Origin of the sequence: Rhodococcus sp. NPDC019647 (assembly GCF_044389235.1) — a bacterium.
Classification (GTDB): domain Bacteria; phylum Actinomycetota; class Actinomycetes; order Mycobacteriales; family Mycobacteriaceae; genus Rhodococcus_F; species Rhodococcus_F oxybenzonivorans.
On record NZ_JBIRXS010000015.1, the window covers coordinates 17,510 to 34,053 of the forward strand.

Here is a 16,544-nt window from a genome sequence, read left to right on the forward strand (position 1 = left end):
GTTCCTAGACCTTCTGGCCGAAGCGTCGCTCGCGGGCGTTGGCGAGCTGCGGCTCGTGGTTCGCGTCGTACTGGGCGATCCACTCTTCGGGGAGCTTGCCCCAGGCCTCGTTGATCTTCAAGCGCTGGCCGGGATTCAAGATTTCGGCTGCGACGACGTCACCGACGAAGATCGAGCTCTCCTGGACGTCGAGCGTGCCGACGATGCGGGCCTCGACGTAGCTGTGCGCGTCGAGCAGGATCGGGGCTCCGGTGACCCCGGTCTTGGTGCGCAGCTTCGAGAGCTTGTCCCCGTCGCGGCCCGAACTGCCACCGAGCGTCATCAGGATTTCGAGGGACTTTTCGAGCTGATCGTCCTCGGCGCTGAGCATGTGCATGACGAAGATGCCGGAGTTGGCGACCATGTCGTGGGTCTTGTTGTATTTGGTGAGGCTGATGGTGGCGCGCGGAGCCTCGGGAATGATGCTTGCGGAGCCCGCGGACAGCGACATGAGGCCGTTGCCGAACCCACCGTCGACGGTGGTGATGGCGACGGGGAAGGGTCGGAGCCCGGCTAGCACCTTGTTGGCGGCATCGGTATCGACGGTCATGGTGTGTTCCTTCATCTCGGGTCTGTTGGTCGGTGATCGCCGAACCAGCGATAGAGCATGAGCTCAGTCGATGGTCCACGTGTTGTGGCCGTTGAGGGTGGCCTGCAGGTCGGCACCCCCGGTGGATTTCGCCGCCGTCACCTGACTCCGGACTGCGTCGTCGTAGGTGGGGCGTGTCACCGAACGGATGATCCCGGTGACGGTGTAGTTCAGACTCTGATCCGACAGACGCGAGAGCGCGTAGGCGTACTCGGGGTCGTCGGTGTGGGCATCGTGGATCACGATGTCGCGTGGTGCGACATCACCGGTATTCGCCACCTGCAATCCGAAACCTTTTCGTACGACACACAGTTCGCCGTCGTTGCCGAACGTGATTGGCTCACCGTGCCGGAGCGGGATCAATCGCTTCGCCGCTTCCTCCTTACGGAGGGCGTCGAACGAGCCGTCGTTGAAGATGGGGCAGTCCTGCAGGATCTCGACGAATGCGGTCCCGCGGTGGCGGGCGGCAGCCATCAGCACCTCGGTGAGGCCGGCACGGTCCGAATCGAGTGCCCGAGCGACGAAGGTTGCCTCGGCGCCGACCGTGAGGGACATCGTGTTGAACGGCGCGTCGACCGAGCCCATCGGTGTGGACTTGGTGACCTTGCCGACCTCCGAGGTCGGTGAGTACTGCCCCTTGGTGAGGCCGTAGATCCTGTTGTTGAACATGAGGACTCGCATGTTCACGTTGCGGCGAAGGGCGTGGATCAGATGGTTGCCGCCGATCGACATCGCGTCGCCGTCACCGGTGACCACCCAGATCGACAGGTCGGGACGAGTGACCGACAGGCCGGTCGCGAGGGTCGGTGCCCGGCCGTGGATGGAGTGCACGCCGTACGTTTCCAGGTAGTACGGGAAGCGGGAGGAGCAGCCGATGCCCGAGATGAACGCGATGTTCTCCCGCTTGAGTCCCAATTGCGGAAGCATGCTCTTGACGGTTGCCAGGATCACGTAGTCGCCACAACCTGGGCACCAGCGTACTTCCTGGGTGGACGCGAAGTCCTTCGCCTTCATCGGCACCTCCGACTTCGGAACGGTATCGAGGGCACTGAGCCCCAATTCGAATCCACGAAGGTCGGACGGGATGACACTGGTCATGGGAGAGCTCCAATCGAAGAACTGTGGGTCGCAGAGCTAGCGCGTGACCACGGCCGCGCGGGCAGCCGGGGTCTTGGCCGATTCGGAGGCGGCCAGGGTTCCGCCGAACTCCTCGAGGAACGCTTCGTGCAGCTCGTCCGCCCGGAACGCCATCCCCGACACCTTGGTGACGGGCTGGATGTCGGCGTCGAACCGGGCACGCAGCAACATCGACAACTGGCCGAGGTTCATCTCGGGGACCAGGACACGCCGGTACCCGGTCAAGACCTCCGCAAGATTCGCCGGCATGGGATTGAGGTGCCGCAGGTGCGCACGAGCGATCTTGTTGCCACCACGGCGCATTCGCCGGACGGCTTCACCGATCGGCCCGTACGACGAGCCCCAGCCGATCACCAGCACGTCGGCATCACCGTCGGGATCATCCACGACCAGATCGGGAACCTCGATGTCGGCGATCTTCGCCGCCCGAATCCGGGTCATCAGTTCGTGGTTGACGTCGGTGTACGAGATGTCGCCGCTGCCGTTTTCCTTCTCGAGTCCACCGATCCGATGCTCGAGACCGGCGCTACCGGGAACAGCCCAGTCGCGGGCGAGCGTCTGCGGGTCACGGGCGTAGGGCAGGTAGCCGCCGTCGGCGCCACCACCCTGCCCGGTGACGGCGAACGCCGGATCGATCGGAGGTAGGTCGCCGACGTCCGGGATACTCCACGGTTCCGAGCCGTTCGCGATGGCACCGTCGGACAACACGAGAACGGGAGTGCGGTAGGTGACGGCGATTCGCGCGGCCTCGAGGGCGGCATCGAAACAGTCGGCGGGCGACTGCGGCGCAATCACCGCCACCGGGGATTCCCCGTTGCGGCCGTACAGGGCCTGCAGCAGGTCGGACTGTTCGGTTTTCGTCGGCAGCCCGGTCGAGGGTCCACCTCGTTGCACGTCGACGATGACCAACGGCAGTTCCGTCATGACGGCCAGCCCAATCGCCTCGGATTTGAGTGCGAGTCCGGGACCCGACGTGCTCGTCACGCCCAGGGCACCGCCGTAGGACGCACCGAGCGCCGCGCCGATGCCGGAGATCTCGTCCTCTGCCTGGAAGGTGACGACGCCGAAGTGCTTGTGCTTGCTGAGCTCGTGCAGAATGTCCGAGGCCGGCGTGATCGGGTACGTACCGAGGAAGACGTCCATTCCGGACGTCCGGCCTGCTGCCAGCAACCCGTAGGCCAGGGCGGTGTTGCCCGTGACCTGCCGGTAGGTGCCGGCGGGCAGCGTCGCAGGCGCCACCTCGAAGCTCGTGGCGAACGATTCGGTGGTCTCGCCGTAGTTCCACCCGGCCCGCAGTGCCAGGACGTTGGCCTTGGCGATGTCCGGTTTCTTGGCGAACTTGCTGCCCAGAAACTCCTCGATGGCGGCGAGGGGCCGTCCGTACATCCAGGACAGAACTCCGAGTGCGAACATGTTCTTCGACCGCTCGGCGTCCTTCTTGCCCAGCCCGACCGACTCCACCGCACCCAATGTGAGGGTCGCCATGGCGATTTCGTGGACCTGGTAGTCATCGAACTCGGCGGTCCCGAGAGGGTCGCCGTCGTACCCGACCTTCGACAGGTTCCGCTTGGTGAACTCGTCGCTGTTGACGATCAGCGTGCCACCGCGAGGCAGGTCACCGATGTTCGCCTTCAGCGCGGCCGGATTCATCGCGACGAGGACGTCCGGGCGGTCACCCGCCGTGAGGATGTCGTACTCGGCGATCTGGATCTGAAAGCTCGAGACGCCGGGAAGGGTTCCCTGAGGCGCCCGGATCTCGGCGGGGAAGTTCGGCTGCGTCGCGAGGTCGTTGCCGAAGGCGGCTGCTTCCGCGGTGAATTGATCACCGGCCAACTGCATGCCGTCGCCGGAGTCGCCGGCGATACGGATGACGACCTGTTCGAGTTTGGTGACCGGTCCGGTCGCCGTCTGAGTGGTGGATTCCATCTGCTACTGACTTCCCTTCGACGACTCCTGGGCGTGAGCCCGAATCGCCTGGTCTAGGTACCCGAGCAAGCTCGCGGTAAAGATGTCGTTGTCGTCCCCCGCCACCATGTGGCCGGCATCTCTGACGTCGACGACCCGAGCGTGCGGTATCAGTTCGCGCATCTCGGCGACGCCCTCGTCGGATACGACGTCGGATTCCTTGCCTCGTACCAGCAGGACCGGACAGGTGATGTTGCGTGCCGCTCGGCGCGAACGTTCGTAGATGACTGCGCTGACCGGCGTATCGGGATGCGAACCCGCATGGTCGTTGAACATCACACGGGGATCCCAGTGCCAGTGCCATCGACCGTCGCGCAGCCGGAGATTCTTCTTCAGGCCTTCGAGGTTGCCGGACTGGCGGCGGCGTGGGTTGTATGCGGAGATCACCTCGGAGGCTTCCTCCAGGGAGCCGAAGCCGTCGGGTGCGCTCCTCATGAACTGCCGGACCCGCTGTCCGCCCGCCACCTCGACACGTACCGCGATGTCGACGAGCACGAGTGCCTGTGCGAGCTCGGAATCCTCACCGATCGCGATCAACGACACCTTGCCACCGAGAGAGGCGCCGACCAGGGCCACCGGGAGATCGCGGTGTTCATTTCTGACATGCTGGACAATAAACCGGACGTCTTCGATCATGATCGACATGCCGTAGTTGCCTGATTTGTCCCACTCGCTGTCACCGTGGCCGCGGAGGTCGACGGCGTACGCGATCCAGCCGGCCGCCGCCAGGCGTTCACCGGTTCGGCGCCATGAGTGCCTCGTCTGCCCGCCGCCGTGCAGCAGGAGGACGACACCAGCGGGTTTGCCGCTGACGCTAGAGCTTTTCCACCGGTCTGCCGAGAGCTGAAGCCCCGACCCCTGGATGCTCAGCGTTTCCGGAACGTCCGAAGGCTCTACGTCGAGCTCCATCCGAACCGCCTTTCTTTTGGGCTGCGCCGCGCTTGGAGCCACACCGGGAGTTTGTCTCGGCGGCCCGGGCGAGGACTTGAGGTACCCGCCCGGGCCGCCGTTCCTTCACTTTATCTGACAGTTATGTTCATTTCTAGTCTTTCGGGACGGGGACTTCGATCACGACTGCGCCGGCCTGACCGCCACCAGCGCACATCGCCGCGACGCCGTAACCGCCACCCCGTCGACGCAGCTCGTTCATCAGCGTGACGACCATCCGCGCGCCCGAGGCGGCCACCGGGTGACCCAGGCTGCATCCGCTACCGGCGGTGTTCACTATCGATTCGTCGATACCGAGTTTCTTGCACGCGGCAATGGGAACCGACGCGAACGCCTCGTTGATCTCCCACAGGGCCACGTCGGCGATCGAGATTCCGGCCCGGTCGAGCACCTTGGGGATCACGTCGAGCACGGCAAGTCCGGTGCGTGCCGGGTCGACTGCCGTCGCCGCCCAGGACTTGACGGTGGCGAGGGGTGTGAGTCCGGCCTCGGCCACGAGGTCGCTGCCGACGATCGCCACCGCAGCGGCAGCATCGTTGATGCCGCTGGCGTTACCGGCGGTGATGGCGAAGTCCTCGATCTCGGGATGAAGGACCTTCAGGCTCGCCAGCTTCTCCGCGGTCGAACCGCGGCGCGGATGTTCATCGGTGGAAAATTCCACCACCGAGCCATCCGACTGGAGCGCCTGCACCGGGACGATCTCGTCCGCGAAGGCACCGGAATCGATTGCGGCGAGCGCCCGTTCGTGGGACCTGAGTGCCCATGCATCCATTTCCTCGCGGGTGATACCGACCTCACGTGCCGTGTTCCATCCCACCGTGATGGACATGTCCATGTTGGGCGCCTCGGCGGAGTCCGGGTGTGTCGGCGGCATCCACCTGTTGGTGAACTCGTCGGCGGTTCCGGGGGTGCGGAACTTCTGTAGCGGGCCGGTGGAGGTCGACTGAGTGCCGCCGGCGATGATCGCGTGTTCCGCTCCCGAGATCACGGAAGCGGCGGCGTTGCCGATCGCGGTGAGGCTGCCCGCGCAGTGCCGGTTAACGGCCTGTCCGGGCACCTGGAGCATGCCGGTGACCACCGCCGCGTGGCGGGCGATGTCGCCGCCGCCGTAGTTGGACTCGGCGAGGATGACGTCGTCGATCTGCGAAACCTCGAGCCCGGCGCGCTTCTGCACTTCTTCGAGTACGACACGGGCGAGTTCCATGGCGGTGGTGTCGCGCAGAGTGCCCTTGAATGCCGTACCGATGGGAGTACGGGCTCCGGCGACGATGACGGCTTCGATCTTTCCTGATTCTGACACTGTCCAGTCCTTCGATAGTGGGATGCGCGGGGTCAGCCGAGCGTGAAGGGGTCACGGGTGTCGCCGGTCAGCTCGACCCACACGGCCTTGGTCTCGGTGAAGTCCTTGACGGCGTCGATACCGTTCTCGCGGCCGATGCCGCTGGCCCCCATGCCGCCGAAGGGCACGCTCGGGGCGACAGCACGATACGCGTTGATCCAGATCGTGCCGGCACGCAGCTTGCCTGCCACCCGATGCGCACGGTGAACGTCCTTGGTCCACACCGAACCCGCGAGACCGAACTCGGTGCCATTCGCCGCCGCGACGGCCTCGTCCTCATCGGTGAACGTGGAAACGACCAGCACGGGTCCGAACACCTCCTCAGCCACAGCGCGCATGTCCGGTGTGACATCGGTCAGGACGGTGGGCTTGACGAAGTATCCCCCGAGCTCCTCCACGGCTTCTGCACCGTAGGCGATGGTCGCTCCCTGCTCGCGCGCCGACTCGAAGTGCGACAGCACCTTCCGGAACTGCGGCTCGTTGGAGACCGGGCCCATCTCGGTGGCCGGATCCCGGGGGTCGCCGAGGACGATCGTCGATGCCCGGGCCACGATCTTCGACACCAGTTCCTCGGCGACACTCTCGTGCGCCAGCAGGCGCGATCCGGCGAGGCAGGTCTGTCCCGTCGCGGCGAAGATCCCCGAGATCACCCCGTTGGCAGCGGCGTCGAGGTCGGCGTCGGGGAACACGACCTGAGCCGACTTGCCGCCGAGCTCGAGCGTGAACCGGGTCATGTTCTCCAGGGCGGCCTGACCGACTTTGATGCCCGTACCGGTGGAACCGGTGAAGGCCACCTTGTCGACACCGGGATGCGACGCGAGAGCGGCGCCGGTCTCGGGGCCCCATCCGGTGACCACGTTGATGACCCCGGGCGGGAAGCCCGCTTCCTCGAACAGCCGCGCGAAGGCGAGCGTCGATGCGGGTGTGTGGTCACTCGGCTTGACGACGAATGTGCATCCCGCCGCCAGTCCTGCGGCGAGCTTCCAGGTGAGCAGCAGCAGGGGCGAGTTCCACGGTGTGATCGCCCCGACGACGCCGACTGGCTCGTGCTTCGTGTACACGAGGTAGTTGGGCTTGTCCGTCGGAATGACACCGCCCTCGAGCTTGTCAGCCATGCCCGCGTAATAGTAGTAGTACTCGGGCAGGCTCTTAATCTGTCCGGCCATCTCCCGCAACAGCTTTCCTCCGTCGCGGACCTCGAGATCGGCGAGGTTGTCTGCCTCCTGTGCAATGACGTCGCCGAGCTTCCAGATGAGCTTGCCGCGGGCGGTCGCGGTCATCCGGCCCCACGGGCCGTTCAGTGCCTCCCGCGCGGCACGAACCGCACGGTCGACGTCCGACGCGCTACCGTCGGGCACCGTGGCCCAGGGCCTTCTGGTGAACGGGTCGAGACTGTCGTACGTTCTGCCCGACTCGGCTTCCACCTCGGCGCCGCCGATCAGCAGCGGAAACCGGATCACTTGTTCTGTAACGACGCTGCTGCTCACAGCACACTCCTTGTTCGGTGGGGCAGGTTCAGCGGAATCGCGGCTTGCGCTTGTTGGTGCGGGAGTCGACGTCGTCCCTGCCGCTGTTTCCGATCTGGGTATAGGACAGACCGTTGCGCAGTGCCATCGACGGCATCATGTCGAGGGATTCCCAGATGGCGCGAACCGTGCCCTGGATGGCCTCTGGGCGCCGTCCCGCGATCTCGGCCGCGAGTTCGTGGGCGCGATCCCACAACTGCGCGGGTTCGGTCACCTCGGTCACGATTCCGGCCCGCAGAGCGGTGTGCGCCGTGATGCGTTCGTCGCTGCCGAGCAGCGCCCACCGCATGACCTCCCCGAACGGGATTCCGCGCGCCAGCATGCCGATCGGCTCGAGGGCGGAGACCCTGCCGCCGTTGGCATGTGGGTCGAAGAAGGTCGCGTCCTCCGAACAGATCACGATGTCGGACTCGTTGACGAAATACATCGCGCCGCCGGCAGCCATGCCGTTCACCGCGCAGACGACCGGCTTCCACACCTTGTGTTGCCGGGGGCCCAGCAGCACTCCGGGGTCTTCCTGGTTCCACTGGTTCAGGTGGGTCCACCAGGGCGGGGCACTGACATCGACTCCGGTACAGAAGGCTCGCTCCCCCTTGGCACGGACCACTGCGACATGGATGTCGTCGTCGTCCCGCACCCGTGCCCACACATCGGCCATTTCCCGGGTCATTGCCTCGTTGAAGCAGTTCAGTTGGTCCGGTCGGTTGAGGGTGATGGTGGCTATATGATCCGCGATCTCGAATTCGATGGTGTCGAAAACGGTTTCGGTCATGATCGGCTCCACTCGCGTATGTCCCGAAGGCCTCGGTTGCGAACTGTCTTCGGAGGCAAACCGCTTCCGCAGTTCCGGTTTGACGATCTTTCCCATTGCGTTGCGCGGCAGCACGTCGAGCACCTCGACCTGCTCCGGGAACTTACGGATGTTCAGACCGGCCTCGCGAAGGAAATCCTGCAGGTCCTGCAGGGACGGCGGTCGGCCGGGATTCGCCGGTACCACCACGGCACACACCCGCTCGCCGCTGTTCGGGTCCGGTATCCCGATCACAGCGACGTCCGTGACGGCCGGATGGGCGATGACGGCTTCCTCGACTTCACGCGCCGAGATGTTCTCCATCTTGCGGACGATGATGTCCTTGAGGCGGCCGGTGACTGCCAGGCAACCGTCGGCGTCCACATAGCCCAGGTCGCCGGTGCGGAAGAATCCGTTCCGGTCGAGCGTTCCCTCGTCGAGTGCGCTGTCCACGTAGCCCTTGAACAGCTGCGGTCCACGCACCCGGATCTCCCCGATCTCACCAGGCGCCGCGTCGCTTTCGTCGGTCCGAACGATCCGGACCGCACCCCCGCCGGAGGGGAAGCCTTCGAAGACCGCGTGCTGCTCCTCCGTGTCGTCCGGAGTACCCCAGGTGATGTACGGGCATTCGGTCATTCCGTAGCCCGAGATGACGCCGACCCCGCCCAGTGCAGTCTTCGCCGCGGCGTGCTGCGCACGGGGTCGCGGTGATCCCCCCGCGAGGGTGGCGCGTGCGTGGGGAAACAGCGGCACCGCACCCCGTTCGCGGGAGAGGCGAAGGTACTCGTTGGTGAACGGAAGCCCGGAACCCACCAGGGTGACGTTCTGCTCGATCAGCAGATTCGTCGTCTCCTCGGGGACGAAGGTCGCGCTCACGATGAGGGCGTGTCCGACGATCACCGCGTGCAGCAGGTGTGCAATGCCCCCGATGTGGGCGACCGGTGCCAGTGCGGCGCAGCGGTCCTCCGGACGGGCCCGGACGTTGGTGACGAAGGTCGCTGCTGCCGCGAGGAGTCCGCCGTCGGTGTGCTTGACACCCTTGGGAGCTGCGGTGGTACCGGAGGTGTAGAAGATCCACGACACGTCGTCCGGGTCCGCGGGATGTGACGGTGGTGGTAGGACCGCCGGGTCGCCGAGTTCCCAGTCCCCGTCGACGACGAGTACCTCCAGGCCGCGGGCATTTGCGGCCGAGACTCGCTCCGCCATGTCCGCGTAGTCGTAACCGCGGAACATCCGGGGCACGATCAGGAGGCGCGAACCGACCTGCTCGCTGATGAACGCGATCTCCGGGTCACGCAACATCGTGACGAGTGGGTTCTGCACCGCGCCGAGCCGCGACAGGGCCATGGCCAGAGCCATGGTCTCGACCGTGTTCGGCAGTTGCCAGGACACCACGTCCCCGGCTCGAATCCCCCTCGTATAGAGGGTCGCCGCGATTCCTTCCGCCAGTCGCCGGAACGCGTCGAAGGAAAAGGAACGCCGCGTTTCGTCGACCGCGAACTCGGCGGACGGGGTGACGGCAGCTCTCGCCGCCAGCGTCTCCCAGATCGATTCCACCTGCACTCGGCTCGCGTCGACCACGCTCTGGGCGCTGACCATCACTCGCTCTCCCTACTCCGCCGAGACCCGGAGGTCGTCGGCGATGACGCGCTTGAGAATCTTGCCTGCGGGGCCGAGGGGGAAATCGCCGCGGTAGGCGAAGCGCCTGGGCTGCTTGTACCCGGCCAGCTCCGCTCGGCACAGCGCCGTCAGCTCGGCAGTGAGGGCGTCCTCGTCCACGTCACCGCGCGGGACGATCACCGCAACCGGTGTCTCGCCCCACTCCGGGTCGGGAACTCCCACCACCGCCACCATCTCGACCTGTGTGTGGTGTCCGATGACGCGCTCGATCTCTGCCGGGTACACGTTGAATCCGCCCGAGATGATCATGTCGGTCTTGCGCCCGGTGATGTGCAGGTAACGCTCCTCGTCCAGGTAGCCGAGGTCGCCGGACCAGAGACCGGTGGAGCGGAACGCCTCGGCTGTCTGCTCCGGACGGTTCCAGTATCCGACCGCGTTCGCTGCGCTCTCGATCACGATTTCGCCGATCTCACCCGCAGGGAGTTCGTTGCCGTCGACGTCCACGATGCGGATGGAACACATCGGTGTCTCCTGCCCACACGAGGTGAGGATCGAGGTCTTGCCCGCCACCATGTCCCGGTGGTCCTGGGGCGTCAGGATCGTCGCCTGTCCACCACATTCGGTCAGACCGTATCGCTGCTGCATGTCGCAGCCGAGCATGTCCATGGCCTTCTTGGCCAACCCCGGAGGGACGGGAGCCGAACCGTAACTGATTCGGCGCAGGCTGGACATGTCCCGTGCAGATCCCTCCTCCAGGATCCGGAGGGTCCGCTGAAGCATCGTCGGGATGAAGGTGGTGAACGTGACTCCGCTGCGCTCGATCTCGTCGATGACGGCTTGAGGGTCGAATCGACGGTGGATCACCATCGTCTGGCCCAGGTACGTCCAGGACAGAGTGCGCACCATCCCGCCTGCGGTGAAGAAGGGGGTGGTGGCGAGAAAGACGTCCGAACGATCACCTTCGGTGACGAGGGTGGTGTCCACGACCTGGGCGAGCATCCCGCGGTGCGTATTCACAACCCCTTTCGAGCGTCCCGTCGTTCCGCTCGTGTAGAGGATGAACTGGATGTCGTCCGGAGCGAGATCCGCCGGAGTCGGGTCGGTGGATCGGGCACCGCGCAGAGCCGTCTCGTACTCGGCGCCGACGACACTGCCCCCGATCTCGAGAACCGGAGCCAGGTCGTTCAGTTCCGCGCCGAACCGCTCCACCTGGTCCGTGTGGACGATCGCGCCGCGAGCTCCGGAGTCGTCGCGGACGTGCGCGAGTTCGTCGGGAGCAAGGCGGATGTTCACCGGCACGGCGACGAGTCCGGATTTGGCGAGAGCGTATGTGATCTCCGGCCATTCGATGCAGTTGCGGGCGATGACGAGGACCCGGTCACCCTTCGCAAGACCCTGGTCGAGGAGATGGTTCGCCAACCGCCGGGCCCGTTCGTCGACCGTCGTCCACGTGTGGGTTCGATCGCCCTCGACGACGGCAGGCTTGTTCGGGTATCGCCGTGCGTTGTTCCGTGGGATGTCGCCTACTAGCACTGTTCCTCGCAAATTTGATCTGGAAGGCGGCGCCTTCGATGTGGCCGGAAGGCGGCGCCTTCGATGGTGGGGTGCGTTTCTCGGTCAGATGAGGAAAGCGAGTGTGTCGACGGGGCCGCCGGCGCTGATGAGATGGACCGTCTTTCCTGCCAGCTTCAGTCCGTCCGGAGTGCGGCGCACACGGTGGATCACCCGGCCGGCCCAGACCCGCTGGGAGTAGCGGTACTCGAAGAGCGCGAAGTTCGATCCGACGGTGACGGTGTCCTCGTCGGTGTCCAGCACCTCGGAATTGCTCAGCAGCCGGCGCATCACCGACGGCGGGGTCTGAGAATGGCGATTTCCCGTATTGAGCTGCGCCACCCGGCTCTTGATGCGACGCCGGTTGTCGTAGATGTACGACAACCGGGTCTTCGGGTCGTCGTCGGGATGTATGGGGACCCAATAGAGCGCGTCGTCGTCCCACAGCAGTTCCCACTCGGAATACCGGGCCTCGTCCGCGAGGCGCGCCTCGAGGTTGAGGAACGCCACGATGTCGGCGTCGGGCGCGGGCAGCGGGAGGGGTGCACTCTGCAGGGCGGGGGCCGCCGAGTTCTCCACGGTGGTCATGCTCAGATCTCCTGTCCGACGACGCTCGCCCACTGGCGGTAGAAACCGCGCTGTGGGGTCTCGGCGCTCTTGTCGCTGTTGACGATTCCGGTTTCGTCTGTCACATCGGTCTCCAGACCGCGGGACAGTCTCAGCCACTCGGGGTCCCGGGCGGCGAGGCCTGCCTGATTGCGCATGCCGATCTCACCGTCGTCAGCGATCAGGAATCCGGCCGGGCCCATCGCGCCCTCCGAGCGGCGTAGCATCCGCTCGTTCATGCGGTCCTGGCCGGGGAACAGCGCTGCCGTGGTGTAGGCCACCGTCTCGTCGGGACCGATCGGTTCGACGTACATGATGTTCATCTCGGCGAGGAACAGGTTGGGCCAGATCAGGGTGTGCGGAGGGCCCACCACGAGCGAGTCGTGCGTCTTCTCGGGACCGTGGGCCGCCTCCAACGCCGCGACGTACTCGGGCAACTTCTCTCGGGGTGTGCGCCCGTACCAGACGAATTCCTCGTCCAGCTTGCGGTACTCCGCCGAGTAGTCGATCTCCGAGTGTCCGCCGCCCATGTCGCGGACCACGACGTCGACCTTCGACGGAATGTGCGATACCTTGGCGGGCCGGATGGCGTCGTAGACCGATGCATGGGTGAACAGCGCGTGATAGCCGTCAACGTTGTTCTCCACCACCATCTTCCAGTTCGCGTGGTGGAGGTGCTTCATCCAGTTCGACCGGAGGTCGATGGTGCCCGTCGGTGACAGGTTGAGCAGTCGGTCGATTGCCTTCGTCGCGTTACCGAGATGTTCCTGCAGCGAGATGCCGTCCGCAGCGAGGGACGCGAAGAGGAAACCGCCGTAACTGTCCACGCGCGGGGCCTCCGCCATGCTCAGTTCCGAGCGCACCTTCTGGAACGCATCGCCGTAGCCGTTCCGCATCGGAACGGCGGTGAGCGATCCGTCGTTGCTGAAAGTCCATCCGTGGTACGGGCATCGGAAGGAGTTGGCGTTGCCCATCTCCGCGTTGCACAGCTTGTTGGCGCGGTGCGAACAGCGGTTGAGCAGGACCCGGATCTTGCCGTCCTTACCGTGGACCACGACCACCGGGTCGTGGCCGATCCGGCGGGTGAGGTAGTCACCCGGCTCGCTGACCTCGCTCTCGTGCGCTACGTAGACCCATCCTTTCCGGAAGATGGTGTCCATCTCGCGCTGGAAGATCTCGGGCGAGGTGTAGACCGAGCCGTGCACGCGATCGTTCTGCACGATGCGTTCGACATCGAAGTCGTCGGGCGCCGTGGTCGGCGTCGATTCCATGGTGGTCATGAGTGGGCCTCCGTCTCGATTGGGGCTGTGGTCCGGGCGGTCGGCTCAGCCGAACTCGTTGTATTGCCATGTGTCTCGGTGATGCACGCGGCGGGTATCCATACGTCGCCCAGTTGCCGGAAGGCGATGTCGAGGGTGTCGCCGATGCGGGGCGGGCGAGCCGTCGGGTGAAGCGTGGTCATGATCAGGCGGTGCCCCGCGGCCAGTTCGACGTCGAGGATCGCGTAGGGCTCGGCCGTCCGCACCAGGCCCGGCTCGAAGCGGTGCATCGTCGTGGCGGAATGTACGACTCCGGTCGGTTCGACCACCCTCCAGTCGCTCTCGCTCGACCCGCAACCGTCACAGACGTACTGCTCGAGGTCGAGAGGAATTCCGCAGCCGGTGCAGAAGGGCAGGGCAAGTTCGCCGCGGGCGCTCGCCTCGTAGAGGGGCGCGAGAGGGTCGACTGCCACATCCGGCACGAGGCCGGGGTCGAGCAGCCAGTCGGTGTCATCCGTCGTAGTGGTCATGCCGCTCTCTCCAGGATCATGGCGGCATGGTGATCGACTCGGCCACCGATTCCACCGACGAGGGCTGTGCGAGCACCGGGCACCTGGCGCTCGCCTCCCTCGCCACGCAGTTGGATCATCGCCTCGGCGAGGGGCGTCATGCCCTGGAGGTAGAAGCCGGACAACTGGCCGCCACCGGTGTTGACGGGAAGTGCGCCACCCCGGCTCGTTCCGCCGCCTCGTACGAACTCGCCCGCCGGTGTTCCGCCGGTGAGCCCGTATTCCTCGAGGAGTAGGAGCGTGACCACCGAGAACGGGTCGTAGAGCTGGGCGATGTCCAGGTCCGTCCGGGACATGCTCGCCTGGCCCAGCGCGTCGTCCACGGCACGCGCACCCCCGCCGAACCACGACTCTCCCCCGGCCCTGCGATGTCGGACCGGGTGGTCTCGCCCCGTCCCGCGAACCGTGAGACGAACGGGGTTTCCGACCCGAGTGTCACCGGTGACGACCACCGCCACGGCACCGTTCACAGGCCGTGCGCAGTCGAGGCGGCGCAGCGGGTCGGCGATCATCGGGCTGGCCAGGTACCCCTCGTCGTCCAGCGGCTTCGTCACCACTGCATCGGGATTGCCCAGCGCCCACGCCCGCGTGGTCGTGGCGACAGCACACAGGTCGGTGGCTGTGCCTCCGGTGAGGTGCATCCATCTCTGGGTGAGCAATGCGTAGGTGGGCACCGACCCCAGCAGTCCCGATGCCCGTTCGAGTCCCCGCGTCCCGGTATTGCCCCCGCTGTGGGCGTACGTCGATCCCGCGCCCTTGCCTTCCACCAGCGGGGCGTCGGCGAAGACGCAGACGACGGTCCGGGCCGCACCGGCGTGGATGGCGGCCTGTGCCCGCTGGATCATCGCGATCGTAGTCGCGCCCTTGATCTCGACGTGTTCGAGTAGGCGAAGGTCAGAGAACCCGCCCTGCGCCGCGAACATCACTCCTAGGCGGTCGGGCCGTACACCCTGTGAGGACCCGACGAGAAGTCCGTCGACGTCGGCGTGCGTGATTTCGGCGTCGGCCAGAGCCACCCGGGTCGCCTTGCAGGCGAGTTGCAGCGGGGTGTCACCGGGTTTCAGCGACATCGCGGTCATGCCGAGTCCTACCAGGTCCACTGTCACGACACGTCCCTGGTGAGAGGGCGAACCGTCCCCACCGGCCCCAGCGAGCGGTCGCGGCGCTCGTCACGGTAGTTGCCGACGCGCATCCATTCCTCACGGTCTTCGGGGGACGCGAGGCACAGGCTCGCGAGCTCGAGCGGCGAGAGGAAGATGCGATCTCCCGTCTCGGCGTCCTCGACCAGCAATCTGGGACCGTTACCGGTCGTGTCCAGCGACACGCGGACCACGGCGAACTCGTTGGCCAGCTGTGCCAGCTCCCGTCGCTCGACTGCGCGGGTTTCCTCATGTACCGACATTGCCCTCAGCTCTTCTCGTGACCCGCCGGCGACGGACTTCGCCGGCGGTCCGGTGTGTGCTTCGCGTCCGGGGAGGCTTGCCCAAACGACTGAACACCCCTCATAGTCATATCGTATGTGAGTGTCAGAAACAATGGCCGGATATCGAAGCCTGCGATCCAGGATCTTCGGGATTTCCCAGTTCAACCCTATTGAATTCCACTAACCTAAACGTGCACACTGTGCATAATAAGGTCGAAATAAGACACAACCGTCAGATCGATGTCCGGCCACGGCGCCGCCGTCGATCCAGGAAGGCCTGTACATGAGCGAGACAACGATGACCGTCCCGGCCGTCGCCACCGACAACTACCGCAGCATCTGGGGCTTCCTTCGCGAGCTCGACTTCCGCCAAGGATTCGTGGACGTCGACGGTGTGCGGACACGGTTCGCCGAGGCAGGCTCTCCCGACAAGCCGCATGCGATCCTGCTCCACGGAACCGGCGGCCACTGGGAGACGTTCGCCCCAAACCTGGCCGCACTGAGCGAGCAGTACCACTGCGTCGCCATCGACATGGTGGGCAACGGCTTCTCCGAGAAACCCGATCACGACTACGAAATTGCGGTCTACGTGCGGCAGATACTGGCCGTGATGGATCACTTCGGAATGCCGAAGGCGCACTTCATCGGCATGTCACTCGGGGCGTGGGTCTCCGCTGCCGTCGCCGTGCAGCATCCCGACCGCGTTCACAAGCTGATCCTGATGTCGCCGGCCGGGCTGATCGCGACGGCGTCCAACATGGCCCGGATCCGCGCCGAGCGCACTGCCGCGGTCGAGAATCCCACGTGGGAGTCGATTCACAAGGTCTTCGAGCACCTCATTGCCGACGAGGACAACCGCCTACCCGACCTCGTTGCCCTGCGTCAGGCCATCTACCGCCGCGACGACACCCGCGACACGATCGACCACCTGCTGATCCTGCAGGACGCCGCGGCACGCGACCGCAACCTCATCCCCGAGGACCAGTGGAGAAGCATCACGGCACCGACCATGATCGTCGCGTCCGGGAAGGACCACGGCGAGTACCAGAACACCGCGCGCACCGTCGCCAGGCTGATCCCGGACTCCGAGGTCTTCGAGATGCCCGAGGTTCGCCACTGGCCGCATTTCGAGGATCCCGCGAGTTTCAATCCGGCCGCTCTGGCCTTCCTGGGTAAGTGATCG

At 65.6% G+C, this 16,544-nt stretch carries 14 protein-coding genes and 1 pseudogene; 1 reads left to right on the forward strand and 14 read right to left on the reverse strand.

Features of this window, described 5'->3' with window-relative positions; genetic code table 11:
- Positions 1 to 4: 4 nt before the first annotated feature.
- The 14 genes and pseudogenes from ACH49N_RS23740 to ACH49N_RS23805 form a co-directional block, all read right to left on the reverse strand.
- Positions 5 to 589: a flavin reductase family protein gene (locus tag ACH49N_RS23740; protein ID WP_358274878.1), complete on the reverse strand. Its 585-nt coding sequence runs from the start codon at positions 587 to 589 to the stop codon at positions 5 to 7.
- A gap of 63 nt (positions 590 to 652) precedes the next feature.
- Complete coding sequence (locus ACH49N_RS23745; RefSeq protein ID WP_358274880.1) at positions 653 to 1,726, reverse strand: 2-oxoacid:ferredoxin oxidoreductase subunit beta; 1,074 nt, start codon at positions 1,724 to 1,726, stop codon at positions 653 to 655.
- A gap of 36 nt (positions 1,727 to 1,762) precedes the next feature.
- A complete protein-coding gene (locus ACH49N_RS23750; protein WP_358274882.1) occupies positions 1,763 to 3,691 on the reverse strand; it encodes a 2-oxoacid:acceptor oxidoreductase subunit alpha in 1,929 nt (642 codons plus the stop codon).
- A gap of 3 nt (positions 3,692 to 3,694) precedes the next feature.
- Positions 3,695 to 4,639 carry an alpha/beta hydrolase gene (locus tag ACH49N_RS23755; RefSeq protein ID WP_358274884.1) on the reverse strand — a complete coding sequence of 315 codons (945 nt, stop codon included), beginning with the start codon at positions 4,637 to 4,639 and terminating at the stop codon, positions 3,695 to 3,697.
- A gap of 133 nt (positions 4,640 to 4,772) precedes the next feature.
- A complete protein-coding gene (locus ACH49N_RS23760) occupies positions 4,773 to 5,978 on the reverse strand; it encodes a thiolase family protein (RefSeq protein ID WP_358274886.1) in 1,206 nt (401 codons plus the stop codon).
- Between the two features lie 32 nt (positions 5,979 to 6,010).
- Positions 6,011 to 7,477 carry an aldehyde dehydrogenase gene (locus ACH49N_RS23765; protein ID WP_358275046.1) on the reverse strand — a complete coding sequence of 489 codons (1,467 nt, stop codon included), beginning with the start codon at positions 7,475 to 7,477 and terminating at the stop codon, positions 6,011 to 6,013.
- 55 nt (positions 7,478 to 7,532) lie between these two features.
- Positions 7,533 to 8,315 carry an enoyl-CoA hydratase/isomerase family protein gene (locus tag ACH49N_RS23770; protein WP_358275048.1) on the reverse strand — a complete coding sequence of 261 codons (783 nt, stop codon included), beginning with the start codon at positions 8,313 to 8,315 and terminating at the stop codon, positions 7,533 to 7,535.
- Between the two features lie 99 nt (positions 8,316 to 8,414).
- Positions 8,415 to 9,932, reverse strand: a pseudogene (locus ACH49N_RS23775) (AMP-binding protein); the annotation flags it as partial.
- A gap of 12 nt (positions 9,933 to 9,944) precedes the next feature.
- Positions 9,945 to 11,486 carry an AMP-binding protein gene (locus tag ACH49N_RS23780; RefSeq protein WP_358274888.1) on the reverse strand — a complete coding sequence of 514 codons (1,542 nt, stop codon included), beginning with the start codon at positions 11,484 to 11,486 and terminating at the stop codon, positions 9,945 to 9,947.
- Between the two features lie 84 nt (positions 11,487 to 11,570).
- The gene (locus tag ACH49N_RS23785) at positions 11,571 to 12,092 is read right to left on the reverse strand and encodes an aromatic-ring-hydroxylating dioxygenase subunit beta (protein WP_358274890.1); all 522 of its coding nucleotides are present in this window, start codon (positions 12,090 to 12,092) and stop codon (positions 11,571 to 11,573) included.
- Between the two features lie 2 nt (positions 12,093 to 12,094).
- Positions 12,095 to 13,390, reverse strand: a complete 1,296-nt coding sequence (locus ACH49N_RS23790; protein ID WP_358274892.1) for an aromatic ring-hydroxylating dioxygenase subunit alpha — start codon at positions 13,388 to 13,390, stop codon at positions 12,095 to 12,097.
- Positions 13,387 to 13,899 (reverse strand): Zn-ribbon domain-containing OB-fold protein, encoded by a 513-nt coding sequence (locus ACH49N_RS23795; protein WP_005573260.1) that lies wholly within the window; start codon positions 13,897 to 13,899, stop codon positions 13,387 to 13,389. The genes ACH49N_RS23790 and ACH49N_RS23795 overlap by 4 nt, the downstream gene beginning before the upstream one ends.
- On the reverse strand, positions 13,896 to 15,044 hold the full coding sequence (locus ACH49N_RS23800) for a thiolase family protein (RefSeq protein ID WP_358274894.1): 1,149 nt from the start codon (positions 15,042 to 15,044) through the stop codon (positions 13,896 to 13,898). Before ACH49N_RS23800 ends, ACH49N_RS23795 begins: the two co-directional genes overlap by 4 nt.
- The gene (locus tag ACH49N_RS23805) at positions 15,041 to 15,340 is read right to left on the reverse strand and encodes a hypothetical protein (protein ID WP_358274896.1); all 300 of its coding nucleotides are present in this window, start codon (positions 15,338 to 15,340) and stop codon (positions 15,041 to 15,043) included. Before ACH49N_RS23805 ends, ACH49N_RS23800 begins: the two co-directional genes overlap by 4 nt.
- Before the next feature lie 304 nt (positions 15,341 to 15,644).
- On the opposite strand from ACH49N_RS23805, the gene ACH49N_RS23810 reads away from it, so the two are divergent.
- On the forward strand, positions 15,645 to 16,541 hold the full coding sequence (locus ACH49N_RS23810; RefSeq protein ID WP_358274898.1) for an alpha/beta hydrolase: 897 nt from the start codon (positions 15,645 to 15,647) through the stop codon (positions 16,539 to 16,541).
- The last annotated feature ends 3 nt before the right edge of the window (positions 16,542 to 16,544 follow it).